Below are 14,486 nucleotides of genomic sequence, written 5' to 3' on the forward strand. Positions count from 1 at the left end.
TAGCTTTGACCCGCAACCGCAGAGGGGAGAGCGGATGTTCCTGACGAGCACCGAAGGGCAGGAAAACCTGCCGAGATATTTTACACAAGTCTTCAAGATGCTGAAGAGGATGGAGCGCGGCCGACTTGACATCGCGCTGCCCGACGGACGCATTTTCCGCGCGGATGCGCCACAACCAGGCCCCGTGGCACATGTGGACATCCACGACCCGGACGTCTTTTCCCGGCTGGTGCGCGAGGGAGAGCTGGGCTTCTCGGACGGCTACCTTGAAGGCGATTGGAGCACACCGGACCTACGCAGTTTCATGGACCTCGTGCATCTGGGAACTGAGACGGTTTACGATGATTTTACCGGACAGTTTCTTGTGCGAGCCTATGAAAGACTGCGGTTCTGGTTGCATCGTAACAATCGGTCACAGGCGAAAAAGAACATCTCGTATCACTATGATCTCGGCAATGACTTCTATGGCCTGTGGCTGGATGACACGATGACCTATTCCAGCGCCATATTTGAAACGGGTCAGGAAAGCCTCGAAAAGGCGCAAACTGCGAAATATGCCAGCCTGGTGGATGAAATGGGGGCCAAACCGGGGGATCATATCCTAGAGATCGGGTGCGGCTGGGGTGGGTTCGCCGAATATGCCGCGAAAGAGCGTGGGCTGCGCGTCACCGGGCTGACCATTAGCCAAGAGCAGTTGAAGTTTGCTAGAGAGCGAATTGAAAAAGCGGGACTTTCTGATCTCGTGGAGTTCAAGCTACAGGACTACCGCGATGAGCAGGGTCAATATGATGGAATTGCCTCGATCGAGATGTTCGAGGCAGTCGGTCAGAAATACTGGCCCGCATATTTCAACACGGTCCGTGATCGGTTGAAGCCTGGCGCCCATGCCACTTTGCAGATCATCACGGTCGCGGATCATCGCTGGGACATTTACAAGAACGGCGTTGATTTCATTCAGAAATACATCTTTCCCGGTGGGATGCTGCCCGCACCGTCAATCCTTAGAGATCAGATCGATCAGGCGGGGTTGACCGTTGTACGCTCAAAAGAGTTTGGCAAAAGCTACGATCTGACCCTGCGACGCTGGTACGAGACATTCAATGCCAAGTGGGATCAGATATCGGAGATGGGGTTTGATGAGCGTTTTCGCCGCATGTGGAATTATTATTTGACCGCATGTGGCGCAGCCTTTGACACCGGTAATTGTGATGTGACACAGATCACGATAGCCAAACCCAGTTGAAGAACGGAAAAATCGAATGCCTACAGCCTCACGTCTCGTCGCCGCGTTGTGTCTGCTGGTGATCGCGTTCCTTGTGTCGGGCATGATTATCGACAACGGGGAAGAGGGTAAGGACTATGGTTATTTCACTTACGTGAACATAATCCTGGGTTGGATCTGCGGCTGGGTTGTCATGGGTAAACGTGCTGGCCGTGGCTGGACCGCGGCCGTCAACAACGGTTTAACCGGTGTAGCGGCGCTGGTGTTCTGGGGGCTGTTCGTTCAGGGCACCTACGAGATGTTCAGTCAGGCGATGCGCCATCGGTTTGGTGGTCCGTTTGAGGCTCTGCTTGCCATCTTTCAGATCGGGATTGGCTATGGTGAACAGCTTCTGGCACCGGAAATCCTGCTTACGCTGGGTTTTGGTGCTGTTCTCAGCGGGATACTTACCGAAATTGCCTTTCGCCGCTGGCGTTAAATCTGATCTGCAAATTCGGGGCCTCAACTTTGTCCAATCTGTTTTTCTATGGCACTCTGCGCCATGTCTCTTTGCTGGAACTCGTCATGGGTCGCAGCGCAGGCGATTTATCGGCGATGCAGGCTGTTTTGCCGGATCACGCCGTATACGCGGTTCAAGATCAACCCTTTCCAATGATTGTCACCGAAAAGGGCAGTAAGGCCAGTGGCGTTCTGGTGCAGGGCCTAGGTGACGTCGAGCGTAGTCGATTGGCCTTCTATGAAGGCGGGTTCGAATATGAACTGCGCCCGGAGACAATCGTGACTGAGGATGGAAAAGAACATCAGGCCTTGGTGTTCTTTCCGGATACTGACATTTGGAAAAAAGGCGCACCGTGGGATCTTGAAACCTGGATCAGGGATTGGGGTGCGCTTTCGGTATTCGCGGCAGACGAGGTGATGGCCCATTATGGAGGAATCGATGCCTCGGATATCGTGCGCAGCTTTCCAGCCATAAGAACACGCGCCTGGGCCAGATTAGCGGCAAGACAACGTGAAACGGGGGATGAGCGGAGCGTTGCGGATGACGTGATCGTTCATGTCCGCAAGCACGCCTATATAAATTATTTTGGGATGGATGAAATTGAACTGCAGCATCGTCAGTATGACGGTGCCATGAGCCCGGTGCTGCATCGCAGCGGGTTGATGCAAGGGTCTGCAGTGATCGTCCTGCCTTATGATCCGGTGCGCGATACGGTGTTGCTGGTAGAGCAATTCCGTGCGCCCGTGTTCCTGATCGACGACCCCGAGCCGTGGATGTGGGAGCCTGTGGCTGGCATGATCGATCCGGGCGAAACACCTCAGCAGGCGGCCACCCGCGAGGCCATGGAAGAAGCGCAGATTTCACTATACCAACTGGAATATGCAGGTGGTGCCTATTCATCCAGCGGATCGTCAACAGAATATGTTTATCTCTATGTCGGTCTTGGGGATCTGACTAGTACGGTTGAAAGCGGTGGCCTCGCTTCGGAAGGTGAGGATATCCGCAGCAGAATTCTGCCGTTTGATGAATTCATCAACATGGTAGATGCTCATGTTTTCAAGGATCTGCCGCTTCTAACTCTTGCTTATTGGTTGGCGCGGAACCGCGATCGACTGCGCGCTAAGTGATCCCTGCTTGTGATCGCGTCAGGGCACCTGTAAATCTGCTGCAATACCATATGACAAGAGGATGCCATGCGCATTGCACGAGACCTTGCCGACGCTGTCGGTAAAACACCTTTGATCCGGCTGCGTCGCGTCAGCGAAGAAACGGGATGCGAGATTCTCGGCAAGGCCGAATTCATGAACCCGGGTCAGTCCGTCAAAGACCGTGCTGCGTTGTTTATCATCCGCGATGCGATAGCGCGCGGTGATCTGAAACCCGGCGGCACGATTGTTGAGGGCACGGCCGGGAATACCGGCATCGGTCTGGCGCTGGTTGGTGCCTCGATGGGGTTCAAGACGGTGATCGTCATTCCTGAAACCCAATCCGAAGAGAAAAAGGATATGCTCCGCCTGGCGGGGGCTCAGCTTGTGCAGGTGCCTGCGGCGCCGTACCGCAATCCCAACAACTTTGTGCACTATTCGCGCCGTCTGGCCGAACAATTGGCTCAAACCGAACCAAATGGCGCGATTTGGGCCAATCAGTTCGACAATGTCGCCAACCGTCAGGCACATGTGGAAACCACTGGTCCCGAAATCTGGGAGCAGACCGGCGGTAAAGTCGATGGCTTCATCTGTGCCGTTGGATCGGGTGGAACTCTGGCCGGGGTGGCCGAGGCGTTGCAGCCCAAGGGGGTCAAAATCGGTTTGGCTGATCCGATGGGGGCGGGGCTTTATTCCTTCTACACCACGGGTGAGATCGCGATGGAGGGCGGCTCGATCGCGGAAGGTATCGGGCAGGTGCGGATTACCAAGAACCTTGAAGGGTTCACCCCCGACCATTCCTGGCAGATTACTGATAATGAAGCGCTGCCTTATATCTTCGATCTGCTGCGCGAAGAGGGTCTGGTGATGGGTGGCTCAACCGCGATCAACATCGCCGGTGCGGTCCGTTTGGCGAAAGAGCTGGGGCCGGGGCACACCATCGTTACGATTTTGTGTGACTACGGCACCCGCTATCAATCCAAACTGTTCAATCCCGAATTCCTGCGTGAAAAGGAACTGCCCGTGCCGGATTGGATGACAGAAGCGCCGCGCAGCATTCCTGGCGTGTTTGAGGACGTGTGATGCTGCAACAGGTCCGCCTGTTTCTGGTTCTTACGCTCTTCTGCCTGATTGGGTTGGGCGGGATCGCGTCTGCCCAACTTACCGATCGGCAGAGCGAATATTATCAGGGCTGGGTCAGTACGGCGGACCGGGCGGAATCTGTTATCCGCGCGAACCGCGCCTCCAACGCTGCATTAGAGAATTTGCGTTCGGAAATAAACGAGTATCGCGAAGACTTTAACAAGGCACGGGGGGCCAACACCGATCGTATTCAGACGCTGGAAAGCCAGCTCAAAGCGCTTGGCCCAAAGCCTGCCGAAGGGGAAACCGAGCCTGAAGATATCGCTAATCTGCGCGCGCATCTCGAAACACAGCTGAACAGCCTGCGTGTACCCCGCATCATCTCGGAGGAGGCGTTCAGCCGCGCCAATGGGCTGATCAGCGAAATCGATCGGATCGTCCGCGACCGACAAAAGAAAGAGATGCTGAAACGCGGGCCATCGCCGATCAACCCCATCTATTGGGGTCCAGCCTGGGTCGATATCAAAGAGGCGACGCGCAGTCTCATAAACGAAACCATCGAAAACTTGCGCTCTGATGTAGTGCGCGAACAAATCCGCGAGCGCGGTCTCGGCATTTTCGTGCTGTCGGTTGTTTCGGCCGTGCTGTTGTTTTTTGGGCGCAAATGGTCTGAGAAAGGCGGAGAGTATCTGCGAGCGCTGGGAGGCAGCGGCAGCGGAGTCTGGACCTTTATTGTCTCGCTATTGCGCATTTTGTTGCCCTGGTTGGGCGTGTTGGCGTTGGTCACCGCGATCATGCTGACGGGTGTGCTGGGCCTGCGCGGCACGTTATTGATCCAGAAAATCCCCTATTGGGCTGCGATTATCTTCTATTTTGATTGGATCGGTCGACAGGTCTATCTGATGGGTGCTGCGCAGAACTTCAAGAGACTTTCTGCAAGCAAAATCAGAGAATTGCGGGTCTATGTCGATCTATTGGCGGTCATGCTTATCCTGCATGAGCTGGCGCAACTGTTCGAGCAGATCGAGAATATCTCGGACGCGACCCGTGCCGTAGTTGGCTTCCCGATCGTTGTGGTAACGGCCCTTCTTCTGCTGCGTGTGCGTCAGATCCGACAATCAGAACCGCAGCAAGAACAAACAGACCAAGAGGCCACCCGCCGCGGCGCAGGGTTCAGCCAACTGGTCGAGTTCCTGCGGCGCGCCTTGTTCATGCTTGGGATCGCGACTCCGATCCTTGGGGCTTTCGGGTATATCAACGCTGCCGAAGCCATCGTGTTTCCCGCCGTCAAAACGCTGGTCCTGATTGCGGCGCTAGTCATCGTGCAGCGGTTCATCAGCACGGTCTATGGCTGGCTTTCGGGGCAGGGCGAGGCCGCGCGCGATTCCCTGTTTTCGGTTCTGGTCGGGTTCGCGCTTGCCATTCTGGCGTTGCCGATACTGGCGCTTTACTGGGGCGCACGCGAGACAGACCTGCGTGAAGCTTGGTCGCGGTTGCTGCTGGGCTTCGATATCGGCGGGGTCACGATTTCACCCAGTAACTTCCTGACATTCGTCGCCATCTTCGCCATCGGATATACGCTGACCCGTCTGCTGCAAAGCGGGCTGCGCAACTCGCTGCTGCCGAAGACAAGCATCGATCCCGGCGGCCAGAACGCCATCGTGTCGGGTACCGGTTATGTCGGGATTTTCCTGGCGGCGCTGATTGCCATCATAGTTGCCGGGTTTGACCTGTCCTCGCTTGCGATCGTGGCGGGGGCCTTGTCGGTCGGCATCGGTTTCGGTCTGCAAACTATTGTCTCGAACTTCGTCTCAGGGATCATCCTGCTGGTCGAGCGCCCGATCTCCAAAGGTGACTGGATCGATGTGAACGGGATGATGGGATATGTGCGTGATATCTCGGTCCGGTCGACGCGGATCGAGACGTTTGACCGGACGGATGTGATCGTACCGAACTCGGACCTGATCAGTGGGGTGGTCACGAACTATACCCGGGGCAATACGATTGGCCGGGTGATCGTGCCTGTGGGCGTGGCCTATGGCACGGATACTCGCAAAGTCGAAACCATTCTGGGCGAGATCGCAAACGGACACCCGATGGTACTGGCCAATCCCGCGCCCAGCGTGGTGTTCCAGGGCTTCGGCGCAGACTCGTTGGATTTCGAAATCCGCGCGATCCTGCGGGACGTGAATTGGGTGCTGTCTGTCAAATCCGACATGAACCACGAGATCAATCGCCGGTTCGTTGAGGAAGGCATCGAGATCCCATTCGCACAGCGCGATCTGTGGCTCCGCAATCCAGAGGTGCTGACGGGGCAGTCCGATCCATCCAGCGCTCCTTCTTCTGATGATGACGACCTGTCACCCCATGCGCCATCGTCAAAACCAGTGGACATGACCGCAGACGATCTGGACGGGGCAGGGGATCAGGACGGAGAAGGTGACAACCACTGAGAGTGGTGCGTTCAGCATGTTCCCGCAAATGGTTATCGGACTGTTACATTTTGATGTAGTCTGAAGTCATTTGCAGGAGGAATTTTGATGGTCACATTCTCACACAGCCTCGCGCGAATTGCCGTCTGGAATCTGGCGGGCTTCAATCCGGTGAACACAAGCCTGGGCATTCCAGACAGCAGTGACAGGGTTACCCATCAAATCGAAGGGCTGGCCCTGCTGGACGCCGAACTGATCACTCTGGTCGAGGTCAGCCCCATCGAACATATCGATCGGCTGGCCTTGGGATTGGCGGATAAGGGGCTGGATTATCAAGTCAAGATCCTGCCGCAGCCTAACGGTAATATCCATATCGGTTTTTTGCACAAACCGGGGGTCTCAGTGTCAGGTTTGCAGCTGATCGACGGCTCGGAAGGTGATGATCCCGGCGGACGTCAGGCCCTGATCGCCGATGTTGAGGTCGGCAAATTCAAGGCCAAGCTGATCGCTGTGCATCTTAAATCCGGACGAGACCGGCCCGAGCAGCAGATACGTGACAGCCAATGCAGGATTATCGGAGACAAGATCGCCGAGATCCGCTCGACCCCCGGTCTGACACAGCGCACGATCCTTCTGATGGGTGATTTCAACATGATCCCCGGTCAGGACGTCAGCAATTTCCACCATCTTGGTGGGGACGACATGATGGACTTTGTTTCGTGCTGGGACCTGCAAGACCGGTTCTCGCATATTCTGGATAAGGGGCGCGCCAATTTGCTGGACGGTTTTGCCGTATCACGCACTTATTCCACCGATTATGTCCGCGGCAGCCTGCGACTGTTTCCAATGCACTGGACCATGAATATGGGGCGCGAGGCGTTCAAGGATGAGGTGTCGGATCATCTGCCATTTGTTGCCAGCTTTCGTATTTTTTGACCGGTCCATTTTTGCGAATGGGGCCTTGCACTCGGTTCAGAAATTCGCATAAGTCACCTCTACCGGAGAGGTGGCCGAGTGGTCGAAGGCGCACGCCTGGAAAGTGTGTAGGCGGGAAACCGTCTCCAGGGTTCGAATCCCTGTCTCTCCGCCAGATACCCCATGAAATCTGAGATGCCTTGCGGTCTATGCGAGACTGTTTTGTGCACGGCTTTCAATGTGAAGTGTCGTGCACAATGCACCGGATTGATGAGATTTGACTCAATCTGACAACAAGGCGATGACTTGATCGGTTTCGGGTCTTCGTCGCGATGCCACCGGCACTTGAACCGCTAGAGCACGCCCTGTCGGGCAGGATTGCGCGTGGGCCGTTACGAGTGCACCAGATTTCAATGGCTCTTCGAGTAAGCATCGGTGCCCCATTAGCACGCCAGCTGCGGCCTTGGCCTCTTCCACGGCAAGGCTGTAAAGCGAAAACTGCGGGCCAGTTTTGACATCTGGGACCTCACAACCTGTGCTTCGCGACCATGTGGACCAATCGCTGCTCCAAGTCTGATCGTGCAACAAGGGAGTGCCTTGAAACCCGTTGTTGCCGGTTAACTGATCCAGCAGAGCAGGGGCGCAAACCGGTTGGGTTTCATCCTCGCACAGCACAATTTGGTCAGGTGCTTCGTCCAAGGTCGCGAAGAAGATCGCCAAATCGAACATCTCACGCGACAGGCTGGGTGGTGTTTCCAGCGCCGTGACCGAAAAATTGATATGCGGAAAACACTCTCTGATCCGGCGCAATCGTTTGGGCAACCAGAGTTGGGCAACAGCAGGCAAAGCGGCGATGTGAAAATCGGCATTTGGTTTAAGGTTTCGCAAGGCCCGAGCGGCATCGCCCATCTGATCAAAGGCTGTGGTGAAGACAGCGACAAGTGATTGACCTTGGGGCGTCAGTTCCACCCCTTGGGCGTTGCGGCGAAACAGCGGCGCACCTGCCCAACCCTCCAACGCCTTTACATGCTGTGAGATCGCACCCGGAGAAACGTTCAGCTCTTCCGCCGCCGCAACAAAGCTGACGTGACGCGCCGCGGCCTCGAACGCCCTCATTGCATTTAGCGGAGGTCCCTTGGGGCGTTTGGGGGCGACACTCATTGATCTAGCCTAAGTTTTTCTACGCCAAGAAATAACAATTCTGCTTTGCGGTGTCACGCGAAAGCCGCCAAACTGCAAAAAAACAGGAGGATGTCAGATGACACTTGTACAAAGAGACTGGGTGCCTGCCGCAAGCGAAACCCTGATTCAGGATATCGCGACCAAGGCCGCCTCGACGTCGTCTGGCGATTTACTGGCCCGAATCGAGAATCTGGCAGAGGAAAACCGGCGCATTCACGAAAAAGAGTGCTTTAACCTCAACCCGGCGACAAATGTCATGAACCCAAGGGCCGAGGCGCTTTTGTCTTCAGGCATCGGGTCCAGACCATCGCTGGGATATCCCGGTGACAAATATGAAATGGGGTTGGAGGCGATCGAAGAAATCGAAGTCATCGCAGCAGAGTTGTGTGCCGATGTCTTCGATGTGCAATTCGCCGAGGTTCGCGTGCCTTCGGGCGCAATTGCCAACCTCTATGGTTTTATGGCGACCTGCAAACCCGGTGATGCAATAATTGCTCCGCCAGCATCGATTGGTGGCCATGTGACTCATCATTTGGCGGGGTGTGCGGGGCTGTTTGGTCTGCGCACTATTGAGGCCCCCGTCAATGCGGATGGGTATACCGTTGATCTGGACCGGTTGAGGGCATTGGCGAAGACCGAATGCCCCAAGCTAATCACGATAGGCGGCAGTCTGAACCTGTTTGAGCATCCCGTGGCCGAAGTGCGTGCCATAGCGGATGAAATCGGCGCAAAGGTCATGTTCGACGCCGCCCACCAGTGCGGCATCATCGCCGGGCGTGCGTGGTGCAACCCGCTGAAGGAGGGTGCGCATTTCATGACCATGAGTACCTACAAAAGCCTGGGCGGACCGGCCGGGGGTCTGATTGTGTCGAACGATGCAGAAATCGCCAAGGCGCTGGATGCAATTGCTTTCCCCGGTATGACAGCCAACTTTGATGCCGCAAAAACGGCTGCACTTGCCGTCACCATGCTGGATTGGAAAGAGTTCGGCTCAGCCTATGCAGATGAGATGATTGCGATGTCCAAAGCACTTGCTGCCGCGTTGGATGCGCAAGGTGTTCCGGTCTTCGCGGGTGGAGAGGGTTTCACCAATTCGCATCAATTCGCGGTACTGGCAGCGCCGTATGGTGGCGGTCAGACTGCCTCCAAACTGCTTCGTAAATCCGGGTTTCTGGCATGTGGCATCGGATTGCCAGTTGAGCCGGTGGAAGGCGACATGAATGGCCTACGGATCGGCACGCCCGAGCTGGTCCGGTGGGGTATGACAGCAGGAGATGCAGAGCGTCTGGCGGAACTGATCCGACGTGGCTTGAGCGGTGAATCCGTTCTATCCGAGGTATCTGGATGGCGCGCTGAGTTCGACAGGCTGCATTTTGTGATTTGAACTAGTTGCGGCCAATCAGGTCACAGGCCCTGATTGGCCGCTCGATCAGAAACGCGGTTTAGCCGTTATCCGCTTCTTTCAAACCTTCGATCTGAAGGTCGAAACCTTCCTGAATGTGGCTGGTGAAAGTTTCCAGCGCTTCGGTGACATCACCCGTCGCAATCGCGTCAACGAGCGTCAGGTGGTTTCCGAGCGATTTGGAGATATCGACGTTTTCAATCGCCGAAAACAGATGGAACGCCATTGCTTTGCCCCAAATCATATCGAACATGTCGATCAGAAATTTGTTGCCCGCCTCAACCATGAAGGCACGGTGAATGCGCCGGTTTGCGATAAAGTAGTCTCGGGTCGTCGGCTGGCTCAGATCTTCTTCGCGACGAATGAGTTCACGCAATCGATCCAGCACCTCTGGTTCTGCGTGTACCGCAAGTATGCGCGCGGCTTGTCCTTCGATCGCGGCACGTGCCTGGTATAGTTGCCGAACCTCGGTCTGGTCCATGCGCGCCAGTCGAAATCCGCCGCTGGCGGCCACTTCCAACACGCCTTCAGTCTCCAACCGCATGAGCGCTTCACGTACAGGCGTCCTGCTGATGTTCAACTCGGCGGCCAGCTTTTCCTGCACCAGCCGATCTTCACCGGTGATCTCGCGACTCATGATGGCTTCGACCAGTTGATCATAGACCTCGTCCGCCAGGCGTCTGCGTTGTGTTTTGATTTGTTTCAGAGCCACTCGGAGCCTCTCTTTCTGTCCTTCATGAATTCTGTATTCAATAAAACAACTGCTGCCAAGGCGATTGGGGTTGCTATTGTCCGTGTACTGTATACAGTATACAGGAAAGAATGAACAGGGAGCTCTTCATGTGTGGAATTGCTGGTAGAATACTGGCCGCGCCCGGGAAGGTTGGGGCGGATCTTGTTGACCTGATGGATGCGCAGGAACATCGAGGCGCCGACAGCACTGGCTTCGCCGTTTATGGGTTGCCACGAGAAACCGGATACGTTTTACGCGGAATGGGATTCGACAAGTCTCAACAGGATGCGGATCTCTCCGCGTTTGAAACGATATTGCGTGAACACGGAAGCAGCTTTCTGTCTGACCCCCAAATCGTAACGGACCAAAGTCGTCACTATTGCTTTCGGATGGAAATTTCAGACCCAAGGAATCTTCAAGCCTGGGTCGCGGACGCGGATGAGCTGACAGACCGCATTGAAGTTCAATCCTGCGGCCGCAGTCTTGAGATCATCAAGGATATTGGTGGTGCCGAAGCCGTGGCAGAAAAGCACGGCGTTCGCGATATGATAGGAACACATGGGCTGGGGCATGCGCGGCTTGCGACGGAAAGTTCGGTATTGCCTAACGCATCGCATCCGTTCTGGGCGCGCCCATTTTCGGATGTCGCGATCGTACATAACGGGCAGATCACCGATTACTTCACTTGGCGCGATAAGCTGACCCGAATGGGTTATCGGTTCTTGACTGAGAATGACAGCGAGTTGATTGCCGTCTGGGTCAGCGACCAGATGAAGGCGGGCCTGACCATGGAGCAGGCGCTAAAGAAGTCCATTACCTCTATCGATGGTGTGTTTACCTACATGATCGCAACGCCAAACGGGATTGGGTTTGCCAAAGACCGATTTGCAATGAAGCCTCTGGTCGTCGTCAACCGCAATGGCGATCTGGCGGCTGCGACCGAAGAACAAGCGGTCCGCCGGGTGATGACCGAGGAATGCGATGTGATCAACTACGACGGCCCGTCGCTGACCGGTATCTGGGGCGTCGGAAACCGGAGTTTGGCGGCATGAATGAGGTGGCTGCAAAGATGGATGAGATCGTCATCGAAGTCGGCAAGCGACATATCCGCGAGGTCAATCGTGAGATAATGGATGCCTGCACAATGGGTCGGCCGATCCGCGTGGTAGATACGCTGTCTCGTCATAATTTGGGCGTGGGTCTGCCAGACAATGTGGATATCACTTTCGAGGGGTCGGTTGGTTATTACTGCGGCGGTCTCAATACCGGGGCGAAAATCACTATCGAACGCAACTGCGGCTGGGCCGTTGGCGAAGGTATGGCCAAAGGGCACATCACTGTCGGTGGCTATGCCGGTATGTCCTGTGGTGCTGCGATGATCGGCGGCACGATCCATGTCAAAGGCGATGCGGGGCCAAGGGTGGGCGTTGCGATGAAAGGTGGAAACATCGTCGTCGAAGGAAAGATTGGCTATCAGTCCGGCTTCATGGCGCATTCCGGTCGGATCATAGCGCTTGGCGGTGCGGGTGAATCCTGTGCTGATGCGCTTTGGGAAGGCGAAGTCTGGGTAGCTGGCGAGGTCGACAGCCTGGGTGTGGATGTCGACGTGATCGAACCGACTGCTGAAGAAGTGGCCGAGGTTGATGCGATCCTCGACCCGCTCGGGCTTGTCGACAGTTCGCGAAATTGGCGCAAAATGGTTTCGGGCCAGCGTCTTTGGTATTTTGAAAGCAGGGACGCAAGCGCATGGCTCATGATCTGAGTAAACCTTACGAATATCCGTTCGATGTTGCCTCGGAAGAGGAAATCAGGTTCCGCGATGCGGGAGCGATCGACGGCCGCCCGGCTGGCGTTCCTTCGTCGTATGACGAAGGAGGATCGACCCGCTGGACACCCGAGGCGATCTCGGAAGTTCACGCGCTGGCGCAGCTTGGGCGCTATCAGGTGCGTGGATACAACACGTTCAACAAGCAATTGCCGACTTTTGATGATCTGACATTCGTTCCTGCAACGATGACCCGCCTGCCGCTGGAAGGCTATCGCGAGAATTGCGATACGACGACCGTACTGGGTGGAGGGCGCGGCCTTGTGGAGCGCCCGCTTGAATTGAAGATCCCGATCTACATCGCTTCAATGTCCTTTGGTGCTTTGTCGGCATCGGCCAAGGCGTCGCTGGGTTATGGGGCCTCGAAAGTAGGAACCATGACTTGCACGGGTGAGGGTGGCATGCTGGAAGAGGAGCGCGAAGCCTCCCAACGCCTGCTCTATCAGATGTCACCCGCGCGGTATGGTGTGGATCTGGATCATCTGCGCCGCGCGGATGCCTTGGAACTTGTCGTGGGGCAGGGTGCGAAACCCGGAACCGGGGGTCTGTTGCTGGGTATGAAGGTCAGCCCGCGCGTCAGCCAGATGCGAACTTTGCCCGAAGGCGTGGATCAGCGATCTACGATCCGCCATCCCGATTTTCTCGGCGCTGATGATTTGGCAGTGAAGATTGAGGAATTGCGCATCGCCACCAACTATCAGGTGCCAATCTTCATCAAGATGGGTGCGACACGTCCCCGGTTTGACGTGGCAGTTGCTGCCAAAGCGGGTGCAGATGTTGTAGTAGTTGATGGTGCCGAAGGTGGTACCGGCGCGTCTCCGGAGCTGTTGTTAAACCATACCGGTATCCCAACGATGAGCGCTATTCGCGCTGCGCGTGAAGCATTAGATGAATGTGGCATGACCGGCAAAGTCTCTCTCGTGGCTGCCGGTGGCATTCGGTCCGGTGTGGACGCCGCGAAGTGTCTGGCCCTCGGTGCTGACGCTGTGATGATCGGCAACGCGGCTATGGTTGCGCTAGGGTGCAACAGTCCGCGCTATCTCGAAGATTACGCGGCCTTGGGAACATCCCCAGGTGCCTGCCACCATTGTCACACAGGTCGCTGCCCGGTCGGGATTGCGACGCAGGATGAAAGTCTCGAAGCTCGTATGAACCCGAATGCAGGGGCAGAGCGCATTGCGCGCTATTTGACGGCCATGACCATGGAGATTACAGCGCTTGCGAAAGCCTGCGGAAAGTCCTCGGTACACAATCTGGAAACCGAAGACTTGCGTGCGCTTAGTTTTCAAGCGTCAGCTTTCACTGGGGTGAAAATGGCTGGAATTGACAGGGTTTTTGACTGGTGAAAATCGCAGTTCTTGAGTTGACTAGCCACCCGCTGCCATTGTTGGAGGGAATGCCGCGGACTTCACAGCAGATTCAGGAGTGGATCGCCCCACACCTACCGGAAGCCGAGTTCGTAGTAGTAGGGGTTGTTGATGGAGAACCGCTCCCGGACGAGAGCGATTTCGACGGCGCTATAGTCGGCGGATCTGAATTTGGTGTTTATGATGACACGGATTGGATGCAGCCGCTACGTGCCTTCCTGGACCGTTGTCGAGAAATCCGAAATCCAGTCTTTGGTATCTGTTTCGGACATCAGATCATGGCTGACGTCTATGGTGGTCGGGCCGAGAAAGCCGAGGTAGGCAATGTCGTTGGCGCACGGCCCTTCAACTATGGCGGAGATTGCGTGGATGCATATGTCTGGCATCAGGATCAGGTAACAAGCATTCCGGACTCGGCTCGGGTGACCGGATCAGCGGGCCACTGTACAGTTGGTGCACTGGATTATGATTTTCCTGCCCGCTCTGTTCAGTTTCATCCCGAATACAAGGCGCATCACTTGCGCGATCTGTTCACCAGAGGTCGAGAGGTGCTTTTGTCAGCTACGGAAGCGGATGATGGGATGTCCTCGGTCAACGCGGCAAATGTGCCCGACGATATTGCAGCGCTTCAAGCAGTAGAGCTTTTTCGCGGTACATACGTCCCTGAGCAATAAGCCTTTG

13 protein-coding genes and 1 tRNA gene are annotated in these 14,486 nt (G+C 55.9%); 12 read left to right on the forward strand and 2 right to left on the reverse strand.

The window, feature by feature from the left end; translation table 11 throughout:
- The first annotated feature begins 34 nt into the window (after positions 1 to 34).
- The 7 genes from ACR0AY_RS01385 to ACR0AY_RS01415 all read left to right on the forward strand — a co-directional run bounded on the left by ACR0AY_RS01385 (position 35) and on the right by ACR0AY_RS01415 (position 7,471).
- Positions 35 to 1,243 carry an SAM-dependent methyltransferase gene (locus ACR0AY_RS01385; protein WP_170393292.1) on the forward strand — a complete coding sequence of 403 codons (1,209 nt, stop codon included), beginning with the start codon at positions 35 to 37 and terminating at the stop codon, positions 1,241 to 1,243.
- 16 nt (positions 1,244 to 1,259) lie between these two features.
- The gene (locus tag ACR0AY_RS01390; protein ID WP_170405320.1) at positions 1,260 to 1,700 is read left to right on the forward strand and encodes a TrgA family protein; all 441 of its coding nucleotides are present in this window, start codon (positions 1,260 to 1,262) and stop codon (positions 1,698 to 1,700) included.
- A 29-nt stretch (positions 1,701 to 1,729) separates the two neighbouring features.
- A complete protein-coding gene (locus ACR0AY_RS01395; RefSeq protein ID WP_170510314.1) occupies positions 1,730 to 2,848 on the forward strand; it encodes an NUDIX domain-containing protein in 1,119 nt (372 codons plus the stop codon).
- A gap of 66 nt (positions 2,849 to 2,914) precedes the next feature.
- Positions 2,915 to 3,949, forward strand: a complete 1,035-nt coding sequence (locus tag ACR0AY_RS01400) for a cysteine synthase A (protein ID WP_170510312.1) — start codon at positions 2,915 to 2,917, stop codon at positions 3,947 to 3,949.
- A complete protein-coding gene (locus ACR0AY_RS01405; RefSeq protein WP_170510309.1) occupies positions 3,949 to 6,402 on the forward strand; it encodes a DUF3772 domain-containing protein in 2,454 nt (817 codons plus the stop codon). Before ACR0AY_RS01400 ends, ACR0AY_RS01405 begins: the two co-directional genes overlap by 1 nt.
- A gap of 87 nt (positions 6,403 to 6,489) precedes the next feature.
- Positions 6,490 to 7,317 carry an exonuclease/endonuclease/phosphatase family protein gene (locus tag ACR0AY_RS01410; protein WP_170510306.1) on the forward strand — a complete coding sequence of 276 codons (828 nt, stop codon included), beginning with the start codon at positions 6,490 to 6,492 and terminating at the stop codon, positions 7,315 to 7,317.
- Positions 7,318 to 7,381: 64 nt separating this feature from the next.
- A tRNA-Ser gene (locus ACR0AY_RS01415) sits at positions 7,382 to 7,471 on the forward strand.
- Between the two features lie 107 nt (positions 7,472 to 7,578).
- Here ACR0AY_RS01415 and ACR0AY_RS01420 read toward each other — a convergent pair.
- Positions 7,579 to 8,457, reverse strand: coding sequence for a LysR family transcriptional regulator (locus ACR0AY_RS01420; RefSeq protein ID WP_170510303.1), 879 nt, complete (start codon positions 8,455 to 8,457; stop codon positions 7,579 to 7,581).
- A gap of 97 nt (positions 8,458 to 8,554) precedes the next feature.
- On the opposite strand from ACR0AY_RS01420, the gene ACR0AY_RS01425 reads away from it, so the two are divergent.
- Positions 8,555 to 9,862, forward strand: coding sequence for an aminotransferase class I/II-fold pyridoxal phosphate-dependent enzyme (locus tag ACR0AY_RS01425; RefSeq protein WP_170510300.1), 1,308 nt, complete (start codon positions 8,555 to 8,557; stop codon positions 9,860 to 9,862).
- Between the two features lie 58 nt (positions 9,863 to 9,920).
- Here ACR0AY_RS01425 and ACR0AY_RS01430 read toward each other — a convergent pair whose 3' ends face one another.
- Positions 9,921 to 10,592: a GntR family transcriptional regulator gene (locus ACR0AY_RS01430; RefSeq protein ID WP_170405336.1), complete on the reverse strand. Its 672-nt coding sequence runs from the start codon at positions 10,590 to 10,592 to the stop codon at positions 9,921 to 9,923.
- Between the two features lie 128 nt (positions 10,593 to 10,720).
- On the opposite strand from ACR0AY_RS01430, the gene ACR0AY_RS01435 reads away from it, so the two are divergent.
- From ACR0AY_RS01435 to ACR0AY_RS01450, 4 genes are read left to right on the forward strand one after another with little or no spacing between them, the layout of a single operon-like run.
- Positions 10,721 to 11,665 carry a class II glutamine amidotransferase domain-containing protein gene (locus ACR0AY_RS01435; protein WP_170421277.1) on the forward strand — a complete coding sequence of 315 codons (945 nt, stop codon included), beginning with the start codon at positions 10,721 to 10,723 and terminating at the stop codon, positions 11,663 to 11,665.
- Entirely contained in the window at positions 11,662 to 12,375 is a 714-nt protein-coding gene (locus ACR0AY_RS01440; protein ID WP_170510297.1) for a GltB/FmdC/FwdC-like GXGXG domain-containing protein, read from the forward strand. The genes ACR0AY_RS01435 and ACR0AY_RS01440 overlap by 4 nt, the downstream gene beginning before the upstream one ends.
- On the forward strand, positions 12,360 to 13,784 hold the full coding sequence (locus tag ACR0AY_RS01445; RefSeq protein WP_480453643.1) for an FMN-binding glutamate synthase family protein: 1,425 nt from the start codon (positions 12,360 to 12,362) through the stop codon (positions 13,782 to 13,784). Before ACR0AY_RS01440 ends, ACR0AY_RS01445 begins: the two co-directional genes overlap by 16 nt.
- A 50-nt stretch (positions 13,785 to 13,834) precedes the next feature.
- Positions 13,835 to 14,479, forward strand: coding sequence for a type 1 glutamine amidotransferase (locus tag ACR0AY_RS01450; protein WP_170735193.1), 645 nt, complete (start codon positions 13,835 to 13,837; stop codon positions 14,477 to 14,479).
- Positions 14,480 to 14,486 lie beyond the last annotated feature (7 nt).

It is taken from the genome of Ruegeria sp. A5 (assembly GCF_056543005.1).

Coding starts and splice junctions, on each gene's coding strand:
- ACR0AY_RS01405 (WP_170510309.1), top strand. CDS start 3,949: ATGCTGCAACAGGTCCGCCTGTTTCTGGTTCTTACGCTCTTCTGCCTG.
- ACR0AY_RS01445 (WP_480453643.1), top strand. CDS start 12,360: ATGGCTCATGATCTGAGTAAACCTTACGAATATCCGTTCGATGTTGCC.
- ACR0AY_RS01450 (WP_170735193.1), top strand. CDS start 13,835: ATGCCGCGGACTTCACAGCAGATTCAGGAGTGGATCGCCCCACACCTA.
- ACR0AY_RS01385 (WP_170393292.1), top strand. CDS start 35: ATGTTCCTGACGAGCACCGAAGGGCAGGAAAACCTGCCGAGATATTTT.
- ACR0AY_RS01390 (WP_170405320.1), top strand. CDS start 1,260: ATGCCTACAGCCTCACGTCTCGTCGCCGCGTTGTGTCTGCTGGTGATC.
- ACR0AY_RS01410 (WP_170510306.1), top strand. CDS start 6,490: ATGGTCACATTCTCACACAGCCTCGCGCGAATTGCCGTCTGGAATCTG.
- ACR0AY_RS01435 (WP_170421277.1), top strand. CDS start 10,721: ATGTGTGGAATTGCTGGTAGAATACTGGCCGCGCCCGGGAAGGTTGGG.
- ACR0AY_RS01425 (WP_170510300.1), top strand. CDS start 8,555: ATGACACTTGTACAAAGAGACTGGGTGCCTGCCGCAAGCGAAACCCTG.
- ACR0AY_RS01420 (WP_170510303.1), bottom strand. CDS start 8,457: ATGAGTGTCGCCCCCAAACGCCCCAAGGGACCTCCGCTAAATGCAATG.
- ACR0AY_RS01440 (WP_170510297.1), top strand. CDS start 11,662: ATGAATGAGGTGGCTGCAAAGATGGATGAGATCGTCATCGAAGTCGGC.
- ACR0AY_RS01400 (WP_170510312.1), top strand. CDS start 2,915: ATGCGCATTGCACGAGACCTTGCCGACGCTGTCGGTAAAACACCTTTG.